Annotated in this window: 17 protein-coding genes and 1 riboswitch; of the genes, 12 read left to right on the top strand and 5 right to left on the bottom strand. The window is 38.7% G+C overall.

The window, feature by feature from the left end; all coding sequences use genetic code 11:
* The first annotated feature begins 174 nt into the window (after nucleotides 1–174).
* The 4 genes from JFU24_RS14785 to gnd all read left to right on the top strand — a co-directional run bounded on the left by JFU24_RS14785 (nucleotide 175) and on the right by gnd (nucleotide 5,289).
* Complete coding sequence (locus JFU24_RS14785) at nucleotides 175–906, top strand: GntR family transcriptional regulator (RefSeq protein ID WP_201250155.1); 732 nt, start codon at nucleotides 175–177, stop codon at nucleotides 904–906.
* A complete protein-coding gene (gene gntK / locus JFU24_RS14780) occupies nucleotides 899–2,443 on the top strand; it encodes a gluconokinase (protein ID WP_201250154.1) in 1,545 nt (514 codons plus the stop codon). Before JFU24_RS14785 ends, gntK begins: the two co-directional genes overlap by 8 nt.
* An 18-nt stretch (nucleotides 2,444–2,461) precedes the next feature.
* Nucleotides 2,462–3,808, top strand: coding sequence for a GntP family permease (locus tag JFU24_RS14775; RefSeq protein WP_201250153.1), 1,347 nt, complete (start codon nucleotides 2,462–2,464; stop codon nucleotides 3,806–3,808).
* Nucleotides 3,809–3,885: 77 nt separating this feature from the next.
* Nucleotides 3,886–5,289: a decarboxylating NADP(+)-dependent phosphogluconate dehydrogenase gene (gnd, locus tag JFU24_RS14770; RefSeq protein WP_201250152.1), complete on the top strand. Its 1,404-nt coding sequence runs from the start codon at nucleotides 3,886–3,888 to the stop codon at nucleotides 5,287–5,289.
* Nucleotides 5,290–5,794: 505 nt separating this feature from the next.
* Here the strand turns inward: gnd and JFU24_RS14765 are convergent.
* Both JFU24_RS14765 and JFU24_RS14760 read right to left on the bottom strand, forming a co-directional pair.
* Entirely contained in the window at nucleotides 5,795–5,959 is a 165-nt protein-coding gene (locus tag JFU24_RS14765) for a hypothetical protein (protein ID WP_201250151.1), read from the bottom strand.
* A gap of 277 nt (nucleotides 5,960–6,236) precedes the next feature.
* Complete coding sequence (locus JFU24_RS14760; protein WP_201188363.1) at nucleotides 6,237–6,416, bottom strand: hypothetical protein; 180 nt, start codon at nucleotides 6,414–6,416, stop codon at nucleotides 6,237–6,239.
* Nucleotides 6,417–6,685: 269 nt separating this feature from the next.
* On the opposite strand from JFU24_RS14760, the gene JFU24_RS14755 reads away from it, so the two are divergent.
* From JFU24_RS14755 to JFU24_RS14725, 7 genes are all read left to right on the top strand, one after another.
* On the top strand, nucleotides 6,686–7,396 hold the full coding sequence (locus JFU24_RS14755; protein WP_201222369.1) for a hypothetical protein: 711 nt from the start codon (nucleotides 6,686–6,688) through the stop codon (nucleotides 7,394–7,396).
* 661 nt (nucleotides 7,397–8,057) lie between these two features.
* Complete coding sequence (locus JFU24_RS14750) at nucleotides 8,058–8,309, top strand: hypothetical protein (RefSeq protein ID WP_201250150.1); 252 nt, start codon at nucleotides 8,058–8,060, stop codon at nucleotides 8,307–8,309.
* 1,953 nt (nucleotides 8,310–10,262) lie between these two features.
* Nucleotides 10,263–10,375, top strand: a riboswitch (SAM riboswitch).
* A 403-nt stretch (nucleotides 10,376–10,778) separates the two neighbouring features.
* Nucleotides 10,779–11,801, top strand: coding sequence for a methionine ABC transporter ATP-binding protein (locus tag JFU24_RS14745; RefSeq protein ID WP_201188370.1), 1,023 nt, complete (start codon nucleotides 10,779–10,781; stop codon nucleotides 11,799–11,801).
* Between the two features lie 13 nt (nucleotides 11,802–11,814).
* A complete protein-coding gene (locus JFU24_RS14740) occupies nucleotides 11,815–12,465 on the top strand; it encodes a methionine ABC transporter permease (protein ID WP_098175930.1) in 651 nt (216 codons plus the stop codon).
* A 21-nt stretch (nucleotides 12,466–12,486) separates the two neighbouring features.
* The gene (locus tag JFU24_RS14735) at nucleotides 12,487–13,359 is read left to right on the top strand and encodes a MetQ/NlpA family ABC transporter substrate-binding protein (RefSeq protein WP_201188371.1); all 873 of its coding nucleotides are present in this window, start codon (nucleotides 12,487–12,489) and stop codon (nucleotides 13,357–13,359) included.
* A gap of 80 nt (nucleotides 13,360–13,439) precedes the next feature.
* A complete protein-coding gene (locus JFU24_RS14730; protein ID WP_201188373.1) occupies nucleotides 13,440–14,648 on the top strand; it encodes a M20 family metallopeptidase in 1,209 nt (402 codons plus the stop codon).
* Nucleotides 14,649–15,183: 535 nt separating this feature from the next.
* Nucleotides 15,184–16,365, top strand: coding sequence for a D-alanyl-D-alanine carboxypeptidase family protein (locus tag JFU24_RS14725; protein ID WP_201188375.1), 1,182 nt, complete (start codon nucleotides 15,184–15,186; stop codon nucleotides 16,363–16,365).
* A gap of 328 nt (nucleotides 16,366–16,693) precedes the next feature.
* On the opposite strand, the gene JFU24_RS14720 is transcribed toward JFU24_RS14725, so the two are convergent.
* Both JFU24_RS14720 and JFU24_RS14715 read right to left on the bottom strand, forming a co-directional pair.
* A complete protein-coding gene (locus JFU24_RS14720) occupies nucleotides 16,694–18,127 on the bottom strand; it encodes an aldehyde dehydrogenase family protein (protein ID WP_201188377.1) in 1,434 nt (477 codons plus the stop codon).
* Nucleotides 18,128–18,154: 27 nt separating this feature from the next.
* Entirely contained in the window at nucleotides 18,155–19,789 is a 1,635-nt protein-coding gene (locus JFU24_RS14715) for an acetolactate synthase large subunit (protein ID WP_201188379.1), read from the bottom strand.
* Nucleotides 19,790–20,487: 698 nt separating this feature from the next.
* Between JFU24_RS14715 and JFU24_RS14710 the strand changes: the two genes are divergently transcribed.
* Entirely contained in the window at nucleotides 20,488–20,655 is a 168-nt protein-coding gene (locus JFU24_RS14710; RefSeq protein WP_162878727.1) for a hypothetical protein, read from the top strand.
* 280 nt (nucleotides 20,656–20,935) lie between these two features.
* Here JFU24_RS14710 and iadA read toward each other — a convergent pair whose 3' ends face one another.
* Nucleotides 20,936–22,108 carry a beta-aspartyl-peptidase gene (iadA, locus tag JFU24_RS14705; protein ID WP_201222362.1) on the bottom strand — a complete coding sequence of 391 codons (1,173 nt, stop codon included), beginning with the start codon at nucleotides 22,106–22,108 and terminating at the stop codon, nucleotides 20,936–20,938.
* Nucleotides 22,109–22,129 lie beyond the last annotated feature (21 nt).

Raw genomic sequence — 22,129 nt, 5'->3', positions numbered from 1 at the left:
TTACCATTCTATGTTTCTATTTCATTATTTTTGCACTAGAACCTTCTAAACTCCCAACAAACTTTGACTTATATTGATGAGAATCTAGTTACATTCAAAATGCTTGCATTATTCATTATTTTTATTATAATACTTGTATACAAGTGTACTTGAACTCTACAAGAAGGTGAATTTATGGCTGAATCAAAGGAATTTCTTTATCCTGTAAAATGGCTTTCAAAAGCTTCAGCTGGTGATCGTGTAACATCCGAGCTTAGAATGCGTATTATTTCGGGGATGATTGAAAGCGGTACCATCCTGTCTGAAAATAAATTAGCTGCTGATTTCGGTGTCAGTCGCTCACCAGTTCGAGAAGCGTTAAAAATACTGGCATCTGAAAATATCATCCGATTAGAAAGAATGGGTGCGGTTGTCATTGGTTTAACAGAAAAAAAATATGCAGAAATATATGATGTACGGATACTCATCGAGACTTTTGTATTTGAACGTCTAGTGAGGATGGACACGAATGAATTAGTAATGGAACTTAGTAAAATACTGGAAATGATGAAAATCTCCATAAAATACCGAGATGCTGATGAGTTTTCCTATCAGGATGTCCTATTCCACGAAACAATTATTCGGTCGATCAATCATTCCTACATTCTGATGATCTGGGATAATTTAAAACCTGTGATGGAAAGTTTGATTCTTCTATCCATGCGTTGTCGTTTTAAAGAAAAGTATGAAGACTTTACACGGATCATAAATAATCATCAACTTTATATTGATGCGATCAAAACAAAAGATCGAGACCTCATGATTAAGTCGTTACATGAAAACTTTGATGATGTTCAAGAGAAAGTTGATGACTTATGGATGTCTCAACAGATGCTTTCAAAAGGAGTCGAACAAGAAAATGACTAGCTATATGTTAGGTGTAGACATCGGAACAACAAGTACAAAAGCTGTATTATTTACGAAAAAAGGCGATGTCATTCAGCAAGAGAATATTGGTTATCCTCTTTACACACCGGATATGGCAACAGCGGAACAAGACCCTGAAGAGATTTTTCAGGCCGTTTTGAAAGCCTTTTCAAATATAACGAAACAGCATTCAGATAAAAAGATATCATTTATTTCATTTAGCAGTGCGATGCATAGTGTTATAGCTATGGATGAAAATGACCAGCCGCTAACCCCTTGTATCACTTGGGCAGATAATCGCAGTGAAGCTTTGGCCCATAAAATAAAAGATGAATTAGATGGGCATGAAGTTTACAAACGAACTGGAACACCGATTCACCCGATGTCACCATTATCCAAAATCACCTGGATCGTGAATGATCGCCCAGAGATCGCAACCAATGTTAAAAAGTATATCGGGATTAAAGAATATATCTTTAAAAAGTTCTTTGATCAATATGTTGTCGATTATTCCCTTGCTTCATCTATGGGCATGATGAATCTCAAAAACATGGATTGGGATGAGGAAGCCCTAAGAATTGCTGGAATAACGCGTGATCAATTATCTGAACTCGTACCAACAACAAAGATCTTTAACAACTGTGACCCGGATTTAGCCAAACAGATCGGGATTGATCCACAAACATCTTTTGTCATTGGGGCAAGTGATGGTGTCCTTTCAAATCTAGGTGTAAACGCTATCCGGAAAGGTGAAATTGCTGTCACGATTGGGACAAGCGGTGCGATTCGAACGATTATTGACGAGCCGAAAACAGACGAAAAAGGAAGAATCTTTTGCTATGCCTTAACGGAAAAGCATTGGGTGATTGGAGGGCCGGTAAATAATGGCGGGATGGTCCTTCGCTGGATTCGCGACGAATTTGCTTCTTCCGAGGTAGAAACAGCTAAAAGACTTGGAATCGACGCTTATGAAGTCTTAACCAAGATTGCCGAACGTGTAAGACCAGGCGCTGATGGATTGTTATTCCATCCATATCTTGCAGGTGAACGTGCACCATTATGGAATCCAGACGTACGGGGTTCATTTTTCGGATTAACACTATCGCATAAGAAAGAACATATGATTCGAGCGGCTCTAGAAGGAGTCATTTACAATCTATACACCGTATTTTTAGCCTTAACCGAATGTATGGACGGTCCGGTGACCCGAATTCAAGCTACGGGAGGCTTCGCAAGGTCGTCTGTTTGGCGGCAAATGATGTCCGATATCTTCGAATCGGAAGTGGTGGTTCCAGAAAGCTACGAAAGTTCATGCCTGGGTGCTTGTATATTAGGATTATATGCCACCGGGGAAATTGAATCCTTCGAAGTAGTTTCTGAAATGATAGGCAATACCCACAAGCACACACCGAAATATGATTCTGTAAAAGAATACAGGCAACTACTGCCGATTTTTATTAACCTATCAAGGGTATTGGAAAACGAATATACTCAGATTGCGAATTATCAAAGAAACTTAATAAATGCTACAAAGTAAACACATGGAGGAATTACAATGCCATTAGTTATTGTCGCTTTAGGAATTGTCGCTTTATTAATTTTAATAATGGGCTTAAAATTAAACACCTTTATTTCCTTAATCATTGTATCGTTTGGAGTAGCTTTAGCACTTGGGATGCCACTTGAGGAAATTGTCAAAACCATTGAAGCTGGATTAGGCGGAACACTTGGTCACTTAGCGTTAATCTTTGGACTTGGAGCGATGTTGGGTAAGTTAATCGCAGATTCAGGCGGCGCGCAACGCATTGCCATGACCCTTGTTAAAAAATTCGGTGAAAAGAATATTCAATGGGCAGTAGTAGCAGCATCATTTATTATCGGTGTCGCGTTATTTTTTGAAGTGGGATTAGTATTATTAATTCCAATCGTATTTGCAATTTCAAGAGAATTAAAAGTTTCGATATTATATCTTGGTATTCCAATGGTAGCGGCATTATCCGTAACACACGGTTTCTTGCCGCCGCACCCAGGACCAACCGTTTTCGCTGGTGAATATGGTGCAGACATTGGCCAAGTTTTACTTTACGGCTTCATTATTGCGGTCCCAACAGTTATTTTAGCTGGACCAGTATTTACGAAGATAGCTAAAAAACTCGTACCTGCATCATTTACGAAAACAGGCAGCATTGCCTCTTTAGGAAACCAAAAATCATTTAAACTTGAAGACACACCTGGATTTGGGATCAGTGTATTTACCGCTTTACTTCCCGTTATTTTAATGTCAATTGCTACGATTATCACTTTGATGCAAAAAACAATGGGCTTTGAAGATAATGGTTTACTAGCAGCTATCCGTTTTATTGGCGAAGCCGGTACTTCCATGTTGCTTTCCTTATTATTTGCGGTCTATTCAATGGGATTAGCAAGAAAGATTCCAATGAAAGATATTATGGAATCTTGTACATCAGCAATCTTGCATATTGGAATGATGCTATTAATCATAGGGGGCGGCGGAGCCTTCAAGCAAGTATTGATCGACGGCGGTGTAGGTGACTACGTAGCTGAATTATTCAAAGGAACATCATTATCACCAATCTTGCTTGCCTGGATCATCGCGGCAATCCTGCGTATTTCCTTAGGATCTGCTACCGTTGCTGCCTTAACAACAGCTGGTTTAGTTATTCCGATGTTAGGTCAGACGGACGTTAACCTTGCTCTAGTAGTACTTGCTACAGGCGCGGGAAGTTTAATCGCTTCACACGTTAACGATGCTGGTTTCTGGATGTTTAAAGAGTATTTTGGTTTAAGCATGAAAGAAACATTTGCAACGTGGACCTTGCTTGAGACGATTATTTCAGTAGCTGGATTAGGATTTATTCTATTACTAAGCTTATTTGTATAGGCCTTTCCCGGCAGTAAATCCCCCACTTATGTAGGGATTTACTGCCTATTATTCTTACATAAAAGGAGCAGAATTAAATGTTCAATAAAATTGGTGTCATAGGTTTAGGGGTAATGGGCAGTAATATAGCTTTAAATATGGCTAGTAAAGGGGAACAAGTAGCTGTCTATAACTACACAAGAGATTTAACGGATCAGCTTGTTGCTAAATTGGACAGTCAGTCGCTCCATCCGTATTACGAAATCCAGGACTTTGTTCAGTCACTAGAAACTCCAAGAAAGATTTTTCTAATGGTGACGGCGGGTAAGCCGATCGACTCGGTGATCAATTCATTACTTCCTCATCTTGAATCAGGCGATATTATCATGGACGGCGGTAACTCCCATTACGAAGATACTGAACGCAGATATGATGAATTGAAATCTAAAGGAATCAGTTATTTAGGAATTGGTATTTCTGGTGGAGAAGTAGGGGCGTTAAAAGGACCTTCAATCATGCCAGGTGGAGATAAAGAAGCCTATGAAAAAGTAGCTCCGATTCTGACAAAAATCGCAGCCAAAGTATATGATAACCCTTGCTGTACCTATATCGGTCCAAAAGGAGCAGGTCATTTTGTAAAAATGGTACATAACGGGATTGAGTATGCAGATATGCAATTAATCGCCGAAGCCTATACGTTTTTAAGAGAAAAGTTGCATTTAGAAGTTAATGAGATTGCTGACATCTTTGAAACATGGAATCAAGGCGAACTGAAAAGTTATTTAATCGAAATTACAGCCGGGATTTTAAGGAAAAAAGATGAAGTAACGGGCTTACCCTTGATCGATGTGATTCTTGATAAAGCAGGACAAAAAGGCACAGGTAAATGGACCAGCATGCAAGCTATTAATAACGGAATACCAGCATCAATTATTACAGAGTCTTTGTTTGCTCGTTACATTTCCGCTTTAAAAGAGGAACGGATTAATGCAGAAAATATTCTAACAGGCCCTGAGAACGTTCAGCAAAAATTAGATGAAAATGAGTGGATTGACTATATTAGACAAGCATTATATATGGGAAAAGTTTGTGCGTATGCGCAAGGTTTTACTCAATATAAAATGACTTCTGAACTTTACGGTTGGGATTTGCCTTTAAAGGATATTGCGCTGATTTTCCGCGGAGGTTGTATCATTCGTGCAGAATTTTTAAACGTCATTAGCGAAGCCTATCAAGAGCAGCCGAATCTGGCTAATTTATTAATCTCACCATATTTTGCTGAAAAGGTTACAGATTACCAGGTAGGATTGCGAAAGGTTGTCTGTGAAGGAATAAATTCTGGTATATCGTTTCCATGTTTAAGTGCTTCACTTACTTATTACGATAGTTATCGAACAGGCATCTCAAATGCAAACCTTTTGCAAGCACAACGTGATTATTTTGGTGCACATACCTATGAACGACGTGATTTAGCAGGAGTCTTTCACACAAACTGGCAGTGATAGAAAGTGACATAAGAAACAGTCATTTTTCAATAACCGTTCATGAATTTGAGATGAAGAAATTTGATAAACTCTTAAAAAATCAGTAAAAAAGTATAATGATTTCTTAATTAATTTAAGCAGAAATATACATAGCCAATTCAATGACTTTGTATATTTCTGCTTTTCTTTACAACATAAAAACCTAATTTACTTATGATACGGTTCACCGAGCTTAATATTATACTTATCAATAAAACACAATCCAATCTTTTATCAACAATCTGGCCCTTAACATAAAGGGGTTCTGCCGACAAAACGCGGATAATATACGTTAAGACAATTTAAAAGCCTGTTTTTTTATCGGCTATAAATGACTTTACTTCCTTCAAATCAAGATCAGTAACTTCTCCATTCCCTATAACATGATCAAACCCACAAGCTGAAACATTCAACCCAAGTAATAAAACAAGACACCCATTAAGAACCCTTTGAAAGCTCTTTTATTAATCTCCTCTTAGTTTTATTATAATAATATTGCACCTTTCACAGTTTTGGGAGATTCAAATTCATAGACATAAAAAATCAAATCTTCTGTTCCTTCTAAAATGCCATCTTTTTCTTTAAACTCATTTATGTGTTTCTTTAATAATGCAGCTTGAATTCGATTTAAGGACTTTTTAATTTTCATGATAATCTCCTTCCGGTATAATGAATTAGGTTTATTTAAAAAATATGTACTCTCTTTTAATAGGGTTGGGCTTTTTTCGAATTTTTCATATAGTAATTTATAAAAAATTAATTTAAAATGCTCACCTGACATTGAAATATCATGACATTAAGTGAAGTTGTTTTAGGTGGCTATGGCCAAAAACGTTGGTATCATTACCTTGTTACTTCCTATAAAATTATTAATTGAATGGGCGGCATGATGTAATCATTGCTTAAATCCCTTGAAATATAGGGATTTAACGAGGATTTAGAAATGGATGCTCACCTAACATGTAAATATTTTTATAGTGAAGGTCTTCCATCAGTTTATTGAACTGCTGGGAGGCCTTTTCTTTCATGTAGTCTGTCGTATGAGCATAGAAGTTCATCGGTGTTTGAATATCTGTATGTCCTAATCGTTGTTGAATTTCTATCAACCCCACCCATGCTTGGCACGGGGCAAGGCGCCAAGACCGACCAGATGTAACACAAACAATGGATAAGGATGGATAGGAGATAGCGGCGGCTATGCAAGAGAAGGAAGGTAAGCCAATAGATGATCTAAAACGTATATGGAAGTAGAAGAAAGGAAAAGGAAATTTTATCGGTATCCCTAATAATTTCTGGATAGTCTACACTTATCTAGACAGAAAATTTAAGGTCAGGTAGACTACAGATACAACTAGTTATAGAAAAGAGGTCCGATATGCGACGTGATATTCAACTGAATGAACGAGCTTTCTCTTCCAAGGAAGTGGCAGAAGAAGTGGGGATTGCAACTCCCACTGTTCGAAAGTATGGTCAAATCTTAGAGCGGAATGGATATGAGTTTTTGAAAGATGGAGATCGACGTATCTTTGTTCAATCTGACATCGGATCGCTTATAGCGCTACGCGATACGGACAAGCCCCTAGACGATACAGCTAAAGACCTTGTATATCAACAAAAAGAAAGATTAGAAGGATCCTATGAAACAGAGGTAGCGATACCCGATACATATGAAGAAAATTTACCCCAGGACCCCAATCAATTAAAAGAGGTCTTAATGTTTTTAGTCAATGAACTCGCAGCCACACGTGAAATGAATGTCCAACTGACAAACGATATGTCAGAGCTTAAAACAAAGGTTTCCCGGCTCCAGCAAGATCATCATGTTATAAGTTCTAGTATTGGAAATTCAGCGCAAAGAACTAATGCTAAAATTGAACAATTAACTGAACAACAAAATAACCATTACGAAACATTGCTACAACAAGAAAAACAAAAAAGTGAACTCTTACAAAAAGAAATACAAAATATGCGGGTCGAACAGAAAAAAGAATGGACTTCCCAAAATGAGTTTAATAAACGTTTAGAAGAAGCGATACAAAAACGTTCAGAAAAATGGTGGGGGCTTTTCTCCATATTCAGAAAATAAGGCGACCGTTAAGTTTTTTTGCCCAACTGTGTAATGATTCTTGGAAGCAAATTATTGATGTAGAAACATTTGATAAATCTTTTTTAAATATTTAATGATGGATAAAAGCATTGAGATGCCAATCCACAAAACTTTAATAAAAACATAGAGCCATATGATTCGCGTAGCTGAAACACAGAATTTAAGAAAGAGTATTTTAACTTTACAGGATTTGGTACCTGCTATGTAAGAGCTCGGTGATACCAATGTATTGACGTTCTAAAGGCAAACGAAGGCTCAATTGAAATTCATTGGAGATTTGTTTAAGCGATATGCAACTAAAACAAAATACACAAGCAAGCAAAAAAGGCATGCTTGATAAAAAGGGAGTTGAGGAGGTTGAAAACTTGCATTCAAAAACAAGAGTCCTCCTTAATAGTTGCTCCAGACAGGGGTTGACCGTCTCCTTTTTGTATGTTTCGTATCGCTGGGCGATATAACATGCAAATAAATTCAAAACCTATAGGTTTAATAGAAAATCTGGGTTAGATTTACAAACTTGATATACATCCGAATGAACGAGTATTCTCTTCTAAGGCAGTGGCAGAAGAAGTGGGGATGCAACACCCACTGTTCAAAAGTATGGTCAAAACTTAGAACGAAACGGATATGAGTTTATAAGATGGTGATTCCTATCATTATTCACTCCGACATCGAAGCGCTCATAGCGTTACGCGATACGGACAAGTCCCTATACGATATAGCTAAAGACCTTGTGTATCAACAAAAAGATAGATTAGAAGAAACTAATGAAACAGAGATAGCGATACCTGATAAATTTGACAATTCAATCCATAATCCCGAACAATTAAAAGAGATTTTAATTGTTTTAATCAATGAACTCGCAGCTACGCGTGAAATGAATGGCCACTGACAAACGATATGCCTCAGCTTAAAACAACAGTTTCCCAGCCCCAGCAAGATCCATGTCCTTAATAATGTTCCTCAAGAAAGGGGCTGATCGGTTCTTTTGTGTGTTTCGTATCGCGGGGCGATATAACATGCAAATAAATCTACAGAACCTTCATCTTTAATAGAAAGAGGGAGCCGATATGCGACAGGATATACATCCGAATGAATGAGCATCCTCTTCCAAGGAAGTGGCAGAAGAAGTGGAGATACAAAATCCACTGTTTGAAAGTATGTTTAAAACTTAGAGCGATATGGATAGGAGCTGTTAAAAGATAGCGATTGGCATATCTTCGTTCAATCCGATATCGAAACGCTTATAGCGTTACGCGATACGGGCAATCCCCTAGACGATAGAGAGAAGAACCCTTGTATCAAGAAAAAGAAAGATTGGTAGGAACCAATGAAACAGAAATAGCGATACCCGATACATATGACAATTTATTTAACCCATGTTCCCATTCAATTAAAAGAGATCTTAATGTTATTAACCAATGAACTCGCGCTCCGCGTGAAATGAACATCTAACTGACAAACGATATGTCATAGCTTAAAACTGAACAACAAAGAACCCATTACGAAACATTACTGTAATAAGAAAAAGGTTTAATTACCTTTTTTTTAGTCTCCTTTACGATATTCAGGTGTTAATTTGCGTTAATAACTATTTAAACCTAAGGCAATCAAATCAAAAGTAGAAATTCCTTTGTTCCAACTATTCGGAATCACCAAATTCAAATTTCAACAATTTCCCGAGAAATATCTACAAATTCTGAGTAGATATCGACAAAATTAGAAGCTTTAAAAGAGATAACGATACCCGATATATATGACAATTTATTTAACCCATGTTCCCATTCAATTAAAAGAGATCTTAATTTTTAACCAATGAACTCGCAGCTCCGCGTGAAATGAACATCTAACTGACAAACGATATGTCATAGTTAAAACTGAACAACAAAGAACCCATTACGAAACATTACTGCAATAAGAAAAAGGTTTTATTACCTTTTTTTTAGTCTCCTTTACGATATTCAGATGTTAATTTGCGTTAATAACTATTTAAACCTAAGGCAAGCAAATTAAAAGTAGAGATTCCTTTGTTCCAACTATTCGGAATCACCAAATTCAAATTTCAACAATTTCCCGAGAAATATCTACAAATTCTGAGTAGATATCGACAAAATTAGAAGCTTCTAAATAGCGATTTGTTTTTGCTGATAAGTAGACATACTATAGAATTCAAACTCTACCGAGTGTTTTTTAATTAAAAGAAATAAACTCTTCTAAGGAAAGAGCTTTTATAATAGTGCTAAAGATGAAAAAACACATGTTTAGTCTTCCTTCGCTGTAATAATAAATAACTTTTATTATTACAGATATGAGGGCAAAGGGTCCTCACACATTTAAAACAGATGCAAAAAAGTTTATAACCGCATATATATGGTACTATTTATTATTGTTTTTTCTTTTTTCTTTTTTGATACTAAACGTACCGAAAGTTTGCTATCAAAAAATGGTCAAAAACTCAAAAATAAACGTAAACCCCAATCAAAAGATTATAAGAGTGGGGGGCGCAGGGAGCTCCCCGCATGGATAAGGCAGACCGTGAGTAGCAACCTGAATAGTGAGTTTGCCAAAGGTTTGCCGTTATTTCATCAAGATACAGAGCTTTCCTTATGAGGAAGGAAGTCCTGATCCTGACTGACTTCGTAATGTTTTCGTTTTTTTGTAATAGAGTCTATGCCTAGGTTACCCGTATACATGGTATGCAGGGCAAAATCTGACCTGTCTTAAGGTATAGTTAAATGAACGATTAAAAATTATACTGTAAAAATATTTTAGATTATTCAAAATAGAGTTGACATTAGTAAAATTTGAATATATAGTGAGGAACATAATTAAATAAATACGTTATTTCTTATCAAGAGATGTGGAGGGACTTGGCCCTATGATACCTCGGCGACTGGGTTTTTACTTTTGTAAAAATACTGTGCTAATTCCAACGGACGAAAGTTTGAAAGATAAGAAGGAGCTTTTCTTAGATAATTAAATTAAGAGTTTACTCTTTTTTATTTCTAAAAGAGGCCTCTTCTGTCTGATGACGGAAGAGGCCTCTTTTGTTTATTCAGAATGTATATGGTTATTTGGAGAATTGGTGCAATTATTAGTAGGTTTCACGCACTAATCGTGAATTATAAGCAATTACTCGTGAGTTTGACAGATTAACTCGTGAGTTTCGCGCAATTACTCGTGAGTTTCGCGCAATTACTCGTGAGTTTCACGCAATTACTCGTGAGTTTCACACATTTACTCGTGAATTGTGAGCAATTACTCGTGAGTTTCGAAAATTTAACCCTATCATTATGAAACTTTGCAAAGCTCTTCTCTGGATAATGAATTCGTACAAATAAACAGCGTGGGGGGAGACAGAATGATTGAATTTCAAAATGTTAAAAAGGTATATAAAACAAAGAAACAGACTGTTGAAGCTTTGAAAGGAATTAATTTGACAGTTGAAAAAGGCGATATTTTTGGTGTTGTCGGTTATAGTGGAGCCGGAAAAAGTACGTTGATTCGGTTAGTCAATCTACTCGAACACCCTTCAGATGGACAGGTTATTGTTGGGGGGAAGGATTTAACCAAATTGAACCCGAAGGAATTACGGGCAGAAAAGAAAAAAATTGGCATGATTTTTCAACATTTTAACTTACTTAACTCAAAGACAGTTTTTGATAATATTGCCATGCCGCTAGTTTTATCGGGAACCCCTAGTAAAGAAATCAAAGAGCGGGTAGGCGAGTTGTTAGAGTTCGTTGGCTTATCAAGTAAAGCAAGGAGTTATCCGGAACAATTGTCTGGCGGTCAAAAGCAACGAATAGGGATTGCTAGAGCGTTGGCTACCAACCCATCGATTCTTTTGTGTGATGAAGCGACGTCAGCATTGGATCCACAAACAACTAGTGCTGTACTGCAGCTCTTAAAAAAAATTAATAAAGAATACAATATTACCATTTTGCTAATCACTCATGAAATGTCTGTAATTAGGGAAATTTGCAATAAGGTTGCGGTCATGGAAGGCGGACGCGTGGTTGAACAAGGTTCGGTTTTCGAAGTTTTTGCGAAGCCCCAAACAGGTATCGCAAAAAACTTTGTACGAACTGTTATTCACGACGAGATCCCACAAAGTTTCCTGAAAAATACCGGATCATATATTCCGATTATTTGGAAAATTAACTTTATTGGTACTACATCAGGCAATCCTTTACTTTCAACCATCTCGAAAAAATATGATGTTCATTTAAGTGTTTTATCAGCTAATATTTCTGAAATTCAAGAAACACCTTTTGGAAATTTAATTATTGAAGTGACAGGGAACAAAAAAGAGGTGGACAAGGCTTATCAATATATTAAAGATGAGGGGATTCTCGTCCAGGAGGTGCAGATAAATGGGTAATACGCTTTGGGGAATGGAAATAACGGCAGACCAGCTGTCGACAGCTTTCGGTGACACACTTTATATGGTAGCCATCTCATTGATATTTTCCGGGCTGATTGGACTTCCGCTAGGAATCTTACTTGTCATTACAAGAAAGGGTCACATCCTGGAGAATAAATGGATCTTTAATGTATTGAACCCGGTCATCAATATATTGCGGTCGGTTCCTTTCATCATCTTGCTTGTAGCACTTATTCCGTTTACCAGAATGATTGTCGGCAGTGCGATCGGAACGAATGCGGCCATTGTTCCGCTAATCTTTTACGCGGCTCCTTATATTGCCCGGCTTGTGGAGAACTCCCTGTTGGAAGTGGACAAAGGGATCATCGAGGCAGCTCAGGCGATGGGGGCGACGACATGGCAAATCATTTATCGCTTTTTGATTCCCGAGGGACTTAGTTCGTTGATCCTTACATTTACAACAGCGACAATTGGCCTTGTTGGATCTACGGCCATGGCAGGTGCTGTCGGTGCAGGTGGGGTAGGAGATTTAGCCTTAGCTTACGGTTATCAAAGGTTCGATACGATGACGATGGTCGTCACAGTAGCGGCGCTCGTGATCATCGTTCAATTATTGCAATCCACCGGGAATTTTGTTTCAAGAAAAATCAGAAGAAGATAAAAATAACAGGAGGTAGGAGAAATGAAGAAAATCTTATTAACGATCATGGTATTGGCATTGGCCATTGTGGCTGCAGCATGCGGGAACGAAGAGGGTGCATCAGGCGGTTCGGATGATGTGAAAACAGTGAAAGTCGGTGTCAGCAGCGGGGATACGAGAACATGGGAATACATTGTTGACTTAGCGAAAAAGGATGGGCTGAATATCGAACTTGTTACTTTTAATGATTATATCCAACCGAACCTTGCGTTAAGTGAAGGAGAAATTGATGCGAATTCATTCCAAACAGTTGCCTACTTCGATGAATTTGTTAACGATCAAAATTTGAAATTAGAGGCCATCGGATCAACTGTTATTGCACCTATGGGCCTTTATTCGAAAAAACACAAAGATCTCAAAGATCTTCCAGATGGCGCTACGATAGCCGTTCCGAATGAAGCAACAAACTTTGGCCGTGCATTACTCCTTCTTCAAGAAGCTGGATTGATTACATTGAAAGAGGAATTCAATGGATCGGGATCATTGGAAATCATTAAGGAAAATCCGAAAAAATTGAAAATCAAACCTGTTGCTGCCGGCAATACGCCGCGTCTATTGGATGATGCCGATGCTTCAGCCATTAATAATAACTTTGCCGTTGAAGCAGGCCTTACTTTAAAAGAGGCATTATTCCATGAAAGTAAAACGGCGAAACCATATATTAATATCATTGCGGTTAAAAAGGGAAATGCCGACCGTCCTGAGCTACAAAAATTAGTGGAGCTTTATCAATCGAAAGAAGTGGAAGCGTTCATTGAAAAAACGTTTAAAGGAAACACCATTCCTGCATATGTTTCTGTAGACGAATTAGTGAATTACCAAGATGCTTGGACAAAACCAGCCAATGAAAAATGATGAATAGAACAAAGTGAAGGAATGCCGGATGGATTCAAGGTGCCTGTCAGGCTTTTTAAACCAAAAGGGGAGTTAAGAATATGGCGAGAGAATTATTGCAGAAGCAGCATCAGCAGATCATTGAAGATCACATCGACCTTCATTCCGAATTATATATTGAAACGAGTCAAGCCATCCATGCAAACCCCGAAATTGGGAATCAAGAGTTCTTTGCTTCGAAAACGTTGACCAAATTACTTCAAGATGCAGGATTTGAAGTAACCCGTGATATAGCTGGGCATGAAACTGGCTTCATCGCCAAAAAGGCCTCCTCAAAGAAAGGCCCCAAAATTGCCTTTTTAGCTGAGTATGATGCATTGCCAGGTCTAGGACATGCTTGCGGCCATAATATCATTGGCACTACGAGTGTCGCAGCAGGAATTTCACTATCTCAAGTACTAGAGGAAACAGGCGGAGAGGTGATTGTTTTCGGAACACCTGCTGAAGAGGGAGGGCCAAATGGAAGTGCAAAAGGCAGCTTTGCGAAGCACGGTTTGTTTGATGAGGTAGATGCAGCCATCATTATCCATCCAGCTGGTCAAACTGGTGTAACAAGTCCATTTTTGGCTGTAGATCCACTTGATTTTCATTTTTACGGAAAATCAGCACATGCAGCTGCTGCGCCTGAGCAAGGTGTAAATGCTCTTGACGGGGTTATTCAGCTATTTAATGGCATTAGTGCTTTACGTCAGCAACTCCCATCTGAGGTCAAAATCCACGGAATAATAACCAATGGTGGAGAAGCACCTAACATCATTCCTGAATATGCTTCTGCCCGATTTTACATTAGAGCAACAACATGGAAGCTATGCCAGGATGTATCGCGTAAAATACGTGATGTTGCTGAAGGGGCTGCACTTGCCACAGGAAGCACAGTTAAAGTCGAACGTTTCCAAAATGAAGTGCTTGATTTTGTCATAAATCCAGTTCTTGATGAACTGTTAAAGGAAGAACTGACTCAATTAGGAGAAACGGTAGCTCCTAGAAAAGATAGTGGTTTTGGTTCGACTGATGCGGGGAACGTAAGCCATATAGTTCCGACAGCCCATCCATATATAAAAATTGGACCAGATGATTTGATTGCCCATACAAATGAATTCCGCGACTGTGCTAAATCTCAAGAAGGAGACAAAGCCATCCTCACTGGTGCAAAATCTCTTGCTCTTACTGGCTACCGGTTGATTTCGGATAAAGATCTGTTGGATAAGGTTAAAACAGCTTTTCATGAAGCGAAGCAAAAGGAAATATAAATAAATCGGATAGCAATAGTAGTGGTCTTCTCCAAATCTATAAAATAAGAAGTGCATTAGCTTAGACAAAACGATATATATAGGTCAGATAAAGAAAAACAGAAGCCCCTTGGCTTCTGTTTTTGTTATTTCTAGCTTTTTGAGAAGCTTCCAGTAAATCGTCAAATGTGGAATCAGTCGTAGCTACCAATGCCTCAAATCACCTTCTTACCTTTTTTCACTTTTATTCCTCTCCCTAAAATGTATCAGCGTAGTTTATATGCGAAATGTCGGTGATACCCTAATTCAATGGTATAAAAAAAATCCCTATCTATATAAATGGGGATTCTTTTTTCATTTAAATGGAGCATCCCACTAAAAGGGTCAGAACCCTTATAAAGTTATTTAAGGAAAGTAAAAGAAGGTTTTTATCCGAAATGTTTCCATGATTATTAAAGGGTAATTACTGTTTTATTTCAATTTCAATAAAACATCTCTAAACATTCAGATTTATTTTATTATGACTATATAGGATTTATCATTAAAGGAGAGGTATATGAAAAAGTTTTTCTTTATCTTCATTTTGGCTTTAATCCCCTTCGCCTCTACGACTGTAAGTGCAGAATCAGACTTACCTCTCATTAGTGAAGCTGGGATCATTATTGATGCGAAAAGTGGGAAAGTGTTATACGAAAAAAACACAAATAAAAAAATGTATCCAGCCAGTCTAACGAAAGTTGCTACTGCTATATATGCTATTGAGCACGGGGATAAGAATGAACTAGTGACTGTTAGCAAAAAAGCGGCTGAGGCAGACGGCTCTTCGGTATTTATTGAACCTGGGGAGAAAATAGAGCTTTCCAAATTAATTGCAGGAATGCTCATCAACTCCGGAAATGATGCAGCTATCGCAATTGCCGAGCATATGTCTGGTAGTGAAAAACTGTTCATGGAGGATTTGAATGAGTTTTTAAGGAAAGAAGTAAACGTCACCGATACTCATTTTACGAACCCCCATGGATTGTTTGACAAAAACCATGTAACTACAGCCAGTGACCTTGCGAAAATTACCCAATATGCAATGAAAAATGAAATTTTCCGTGAATATTTTGGGAAGAAGGATTTACCATGGGAAGTGGAAACATGGGACACAACTCTAGTTACCCATCATAAAATTTTAAAAGGCGAACTCCCCTATAAGGGAATAACCGGTGGGAAAACAGGTTTTGTTAGTAAATCTGGCTACACCCTGATTTCTACTGCTACAAGAGGAGAACAGGACTTGATTGCGGTCACTCTTAAAGCTCCTTCAGACAAGGATGCCTACTCTGATACTGAGCTTCTATTCAGCTATGGCTTTGAAAACTTTAAATCAGCCAAAATTGATAAAAAAAGCATACTTTATTCAGCGGATCACTCTAAATCCTACACGCTGAACGAAGACTTATACTATACCCATCTAATTAGTGATGAACCTAGTCTAAAAACCAGTAATGATGGAATTCTCTCAATCATGAACCAAGAAGGGAGCACCATAGAATCCTTTGATCTTAAAACGGTCGCAGATGTTAGGAACACAGAAGTGCCGGCCTCGTTTAAAAAAGAAACAATCAATGAGGAAGCTAATAAATTTTCTGTCCCATCTCTAGGATGGGGAGGCTGTGTCATTCTTATCATTCTGATAACGGTTTTTCTAAAGAAAAGAAAAAAACGAAGTGATTTTAGAACTCGTTACTAAAGAAAAACCGACTGGCAACCAGAGGCGTTGTTGCCTTATACTTTTCCCTAAAATCAGCCACTAAGGGTGGCTTTAATTTAATAAATAGAACGAAGGAGCACACATATTATACATGACTAATATGTATACTCCTTTATTTTTAAAGGCTTTTTATGATTTAGGTATTGATAATTCCAGGACAGGGTTTTTCTTTTAGGGGTATATAGTTATGTTGATACTAATACATTGTTACTTCTTACGAATACTAGAGGACGACATCTTTAGGATATCGCCCTCTACATACACTACGATTTATATTGAACAAAATACTTCCTCTTTTTATTTATAATCAGTTGTCACTTATTTTAAAGCTAATGAATTTCTGCTCCATCATTTCTTCCATCGCATATTTGACGCCTTCTCTGCCAACACCGCTGTCCTTCCAGCCACCATATGGCATATTATCAATCCGATAGGTCGGGATATCATTAATGACGACTCCTCCCGTTTCCAAGCGTTCCGCCGCATAAAAAGCACGTTCTATGCTCGGTGTCATCACTCCTGAATTCAATCCGTAACGTGAATCATTTGCATCCTTGATAGCATCATCCAGCGTATCGAATGGAAATATACAGACAATCGGACCGAATACTTCGAAACGAAATACCTTTGAGTCACGATTTACATCTGTTAAGACGGTAGGTAAGAGAACATTGCCTTCCACTGTACCGCCACACTCAATTTTTGCTCCTTCCTGTACTGCCTCGTCGATCCAACTTTGTAACCGCTCCAACGATTTTTTCGAAATGACCGCAGTAATATTAGTGCTTTCCTCGAGAGGGGATCCAATGACAAGCCGTTTTGTCCTACTGACGAATCGCTCCAAAAATTGTTGGTACAGTGAACTGTGGACATAAATTCTTTGAATCGAGATACACACCTGCCCATTATTTGTAAAAGAGCCCATCACACTTCGTTCTATGACTTTATCGATGTCGACTCCTTCATCAATAATGAACGGCGAATTGGATCCGAGTTCAAGGGTAAGCTTACGAAAGCCTGCTTGCTGCTGGATAAGGTGTCCGACTTCCACACTGCCAGTAAAAGTCACTTTTTTTACATGAGGGTGGGTTGTCAAAGCTTCACTTAAGACATCCCCTTTGCCCGGAATGATGTTCAATACTCCTTCTGGAAGGCCTGCTTCTTTAAAAATTTCTGCAAGCACGAGTGAACTAAGAGGCGTTTGTTCGGCAGGTTTTAATACAATTGAATTTCCAGCCGCAATAGCTGGACCAACTTTATGGGCGACAAGATTAAATGGAAAGTTAAATGGGGTAATTGCCGTTACGACGCCAATCGGGGTACGAATTGTGAAGCCAAAACGGTTTACTCCACCCTGTGCCGCATCCATCGGAATTTGTTCTCCATAATTGTTCTTAGCCGCTTCTGCAGAAAAACGGTAGGTCTGAACTGTACGATTGATTTCCTCACGAGCATTTCGAATTGTTTTCGCAGCCTCTAGAGAAACGATTTTCGCAAGTTCTTCACTACGTTCTTCCATGATCGCAGCAGCTTTTACTAAAATTTCGGCTCGTGCGTGTGCCGGGTAGGATCGGTATTTCTGAAAAGCGGAATTTGCCTCAACAATTGCTTCAATGGCATCCGCTGGTTCAGCCTGTCCGATTTGTGCAATTTCTTCATTTGAATGGGGATTATATAACGGCTCATACGATTTAGCCTCACGCCATTTGCCACCGATCCACAATTGCCACTTTTGCTTCATCTGACATTCCTCCAATAATACATGGTTTTATAATTTACAAATATAATCACCCAGTGTTTTCGAAAGCTCTACATTTTCCGAGTAATCGACATCTACATCTATCAAGACAATCTCCTTACTCGCAACAGCTTCTTCTAATGTGTGAAGCAATTCATCGGAATGGGTTACTTTAACCCCTTTAACACCAAAACTTTTAGCGAATTCTAAAAAGTCTGGGTCTGTAAATTCAATCGCATTCGTACGATCAAACTTATTCAATTGCTTCCACTCGATTAGTCCGAATTTTGAATCATGAAAAATGACAATCACGAAGGCAAGACCCAGACGTTTAGCAGTTGCCAATTCAACACCATTCATCAGAAATCCACCATCACCTGTGACCGCAATGACAGGTTTATCAGGTTTTGCCAGTTTGGCCGCAATGGCACCGGGAACCGCAATACCCATTGATGCAAAGCCATTAGAAATGATGGTGTGATTAGGTTTTTCCGGCTGATACATCCGGGCAATCCATAATTTATGGGCACCCACATCCGAAATGACAATGGCTTCCCCTTTTTCCGCCTTTTTCAAATCGGCGATAATTCGCTGAGGGATGATAGGGCTTCCTGATACTTCATCTGAAGAATGAAGCTTTTCAATAATCTGAGACCTTAACCTTTTCACTTCTGGCCAAAGCTCTTTTTCTTCAACTTCAGTAGTCAAGGCTTCAAGTGACTCTGTAACATTACCGACCAATTCAGCTTGAAGAGGGTAATAAGCATCAATCTCAGCTGGTCTGGCATCAATATGAATAATCGGATTCATCGCCTCATCGTTCCAATATTTTGGCAAGTACTCGACGAAATCATAGCCAACGGTGATAATGAGATCGGCCAAATCAAACCCGCATAGAACATAATCCCTTGCTTGCATCCCTACTGTATAAAGGGTCAATGGATGGTCGGAAGGTAAAACCCCTTTGGCCATGAACGAATTCACAACTGGAATTTGCTTCGCTTCTGCAAATTTCCGCAAGGCCTCTGTAGCTCCATCACGGATCACGCCATTGCCAGCTAGAATAATCGGCTTTTTAGCGCGATTGATTAATTCTACGGCTTTTTTGATTTCTGCTTCGGCAGGGCGGGATCTTGGCATTGGTGTAACTGGTAGTGGTTCACCTTCTGTATCCATCATTGCCACATCTTCAGGGAGCTCGATATGAACAGCTCCTGGCTTTTCAATGACAGCTGTCTTAAATGCTTTACGGATAATTTCCGGAATCGTATGTGGCACCTTAATTTGTTGATTCCATTTCGTTACTTCCTCAAAAACTCCAATAATGTCCACATATTGATGCGACTCCTTATGAATGCGATCAAGGCCCGCCTGACCTGTGATGGCGACAACAGGTGAATAATCCAGATAAGCATTGCCTATCCCGGTTAATAAATTGGTTGCACCCGGTCCCAATGTGCCCAAACAAACACCTGGCTTTCCAGTTAGCCGACCATAGATGTCTGCCATAAAAGCAGCTGCTTGTTCATGATGAACTAAGATAAATTTAATATCAGAGCCTATTAGAGAATCAACTAAATCCGTATTTTCCTCACCAGGTATTCCAAAAATATACTTAACTCCTTCATTCTCTAAACATCGTACAAACAAATCTGATGCCTTCAAACTATTCCCTCCTCAACCAATTCAATTTCTTTCCTTATATGTTGGCACTGCTTATGAAATATTATGTACCTGAGTGTTTTAAAAACCATTTCGTCTATTTATGAATGCTTTGACAAATTCAGAAGCATCACGCCATACTACGGAATTACTCAGTACTAGGAAGATTAGTATTTTTCAGCAAAAATCGGTCCAGAAATGCGGCACTATTCTTTTAATGGTGATAATGAAGGGAAGTTGTTTTAAAGGAATTACTACAAAAATATCGTAAATGCTCAAAGTATATGTGAGAAGTAGTTACGCGTGGTTTTATTGATGAAGAAGCCCTTTTTATTGGAATGATAGGTCGCCAAAATTTGCCGAAGAAGAAAAAATACGATAGATAAACAAAGCTGATAACCAAAAGATATATCTTATTAAAGGATCCGCTTTTTTCGCAGTGCGAGGAAAATGGGGGGATGAGGAATCGTCTGCTTCCATATTGCATGTAGAAGCGTGCTAAAAATATCGCTTCAGGTAAGCTGTTCACCCCTGGCAGGTTTGTGATTGCTTTTCGATGGGAGCTGATCTCGTAAATATTGCGCGTGGATTCATGAAATCCGTTAGAAAATAGGTGTAAGTTAGTAAACAGTGAAATTAAATCATAATTTTTTTTCGCTGGAGAAAACTAAACGAGCAAGAATAGAAAGGGGAGAATAAGTATGAGTCGTGGTAAAAATTTTAATCACAAAGAAAAAGGACATCCTGGAAACTTACCTAATAATAGAATAAGCGAAGAGAAGGAACACAGTCGACAGTATGAACAGATTGAAGATATTGTTACACATGAAGCTTTTAAAAATCGGGAAAAAGAGGACGAGATGCCTTAATTTACTCAGCAAATTAATCGGGTGGAATACAATGGTTAGATATTTGTGGAATAATCGCTAATTAGATTGATAAAACAAGGCTTGTGTCCCATCAAAATATTTAGACTTTTAAATATTTCCCGTTCGTAAAAGTACAACTTTTTTGAACGGGTATTTTTGTTTAAAATAGGTAGATTTTACGTTCGTTAAAGTTGAGATACACTTTTGTATGCCTGTAGTTTTGTAAACATAGTGGCATCGCTCAGAACCTGCTTTTCTCCTAAAAAATCTTGATCTATTCTTATTCAAACGTTCCTTTTATTAGCGGAACCTGCTTTTCTACCATCACTTGTCCTCTTGCCATTACTGTGTCGATTGTCAATGTTTCCTTTTGCAAAAATACGATATCGGCATCCTTGCCGATTTGGATGCTGCCCTTGCTCGAAAGCTTTAGCACTTGTGCGGGGTTCGTGGTGATGACCTTCAGAGCCGTTTCCAGCGGGATGCCTTCCTCTAAAACAGAATCACGCACTTCGTGATATAGCGACGATACTTTTCCTACTTGTAGGCCTGCATACTCCCCATGGCTGTTAAAGAAGGGAAGGCTTGCTTGCCCGTCTGAAGAGAAGGTGATGTGTCCGACTGGAACCCCTTCTTCAAGCATCATGCGCAAGCCCATACTGCACTTCACTTCGCCTTCCTCCAAAAATTGAGGAATGGTACTTGTGGTAAAGTCTACATATCCGCCTCGCTTCGCGTAATCAATTCCCGCCCTGAATAATTCTTCATTTCGATTGATATGTGTCGGATGGAGCTGCCGAATCGGAATGTCGGTTTTATCTGCAATTTCATGCAGCAAGGAAAGCTTTCCATCTCCGTCCCCTACATGAACTTCTAATATCCCAGCTTTTCCTGACAGGATACCGCCATTGCGTGCCGCAGCGGCGACTTTAGTCAGTTCCTCAAATGTGGGTTCTGATGATCTATGGTCGGAGATTGCAATCTCTCCAACACCGATAATTTTATCGATTAAAATAATATCGTCTTCGATTTTTCCCGTCAATGTTTTTACTGGCACTTGATAGGAGCCTGTATGAATAAAGCAGGAAATCCCCTCTTCTTCAAGCGCCCGCGCCTTGGCAAGAAGGCTTTCCATTCTACGGGTAGTTCCGTCCGTACCAAGTAAGCCGACCAGCGTTGTAATACCTGAAGTAGTAATATCAGTGAGCATCAGCTCGGGGGTGCGGGTTTTGAATCCGCCCTCGCCCCCTCCACCGATAATATGAACATGTGAATCTATAAAACCCGGAACAACCAAAAGATTAGTCGCATCAATGATTTGTATAGGGGCAAAGTTGTCAGGAATCTCGATTCTGTCATCTATAAATGCGATTTTATCGTTAGTAATCAATATGTCTTTCCGTCCTAAGTAATTGGGTGAGTATATCTCGCCATTTTTAATTAAAGTAAGCAATTCGGTTCTCCTCCTGTAAAT

Source organism: Peribacillus sp. TH27 (genome assembly GCF_016650915.1).
GTDB lineage: Bacteria > Bacillota > Bacilli > Bacillales > DSM-1321 > Peribacillus > Peribacillus butanolivorans.
The sequence above is the reverse complement of the archived record's forward strand: the minus strand, read 5'-3'. Positions and strand labels throughout refer to the sequence as shown.

Coding starts and splice junctions, on each gene's coding strand:
- JFU24_RS14785 (WP_201250155.1), top strand. CDS start 175: ATGGCTGAATCAAAGGAATTTCTTTATCCTGTAAAATGGCTTTCAAAA.
- gntK (WP_201250154.1), top strand. CDS start 899: ATGACTAGCTATATGTTAGGTGTAGACATCGGAACAACAAGTACAAAA.
- JFU24_RS14775 (WP_201250153.1), top strand. CDS start 2,462: ATGCCATTAGTTATTGTCGCTTTAGGAATTGTCGCTTTATTAATTTTA.
- gnd (WP_201250152.1), top strand. CDS start 3,886: ATGTTCAATAAAATTGGTGTCATAGGTTTAGGGGTAATGGGCAGTAAT.
- JFU24_RS14765 (WP_201250151.1), bottom strand. CDS start 5,959: ATGAAAATTAAAAAGTCCTTAAATCGAATTCAAGCTGCATTATTAAAG.
- JFU24_RS14755 (WP_201222369.1), top strand. CDS start 6,686: ATGCGACGTGATATTCAACTGAATGAACGAGCTTTCTCTTCCAAGGAA.
- JFU24_RS14750 (WP_201250150.1), top strand. CDS start 8,058: ATGGTGATTCCTATCATTATTCACTCCGACATCGAAGCGCTCATAGCG.
- JFU24_RS14745 (WP_201188370.1), top strand. CDS start 10,779: ATGATTGAATTTCAAAATGTTAAAAAGGTATATAAAACAAAGAAACAG.
- JFU24_RS14740 (WP_098175930.1), top strand. CDS start 11,815: ATGGAAATAACGGCAGACCAGCTGTCGACAGCTTTCGGTGACACACTT.
- JFU24_RS14735 (WP_201188371.1), top strand. CDS start 12,487: ATGAAGAAAATCTTATTAACGATCATGGTATTGGCATTGGCCATTGTG.
- JFU24_RS14730 (WP_201188373.1), top strand. CDS start 13,440: ATGGCGAGAGAATTATTGCAGAAGCAGCATCAGCAGATCATTGAAGAT.
- JFU24_RS14725 (WP_201188375.1), top strand. CDS start 15,184: ATGAAAAAGTTTTTCTTTATCTTCATTTTGGCTTTAATCCCCTTCGCC.
- JFU24_RS14720 (WP_201188377.1), bottom strand. CDS start 18,127: ATGAAGCAAAAGTGGCAATTGTGGATCGGTGGCAAATGGCGTGAGGCT.
- JFU24_RS14710 (WP_162878727.1), top strand. CDS start 20,488: ATGAGTCGTGGTAAAAATTTTAATCACAAAGAAAAAGGACATCCTGGA.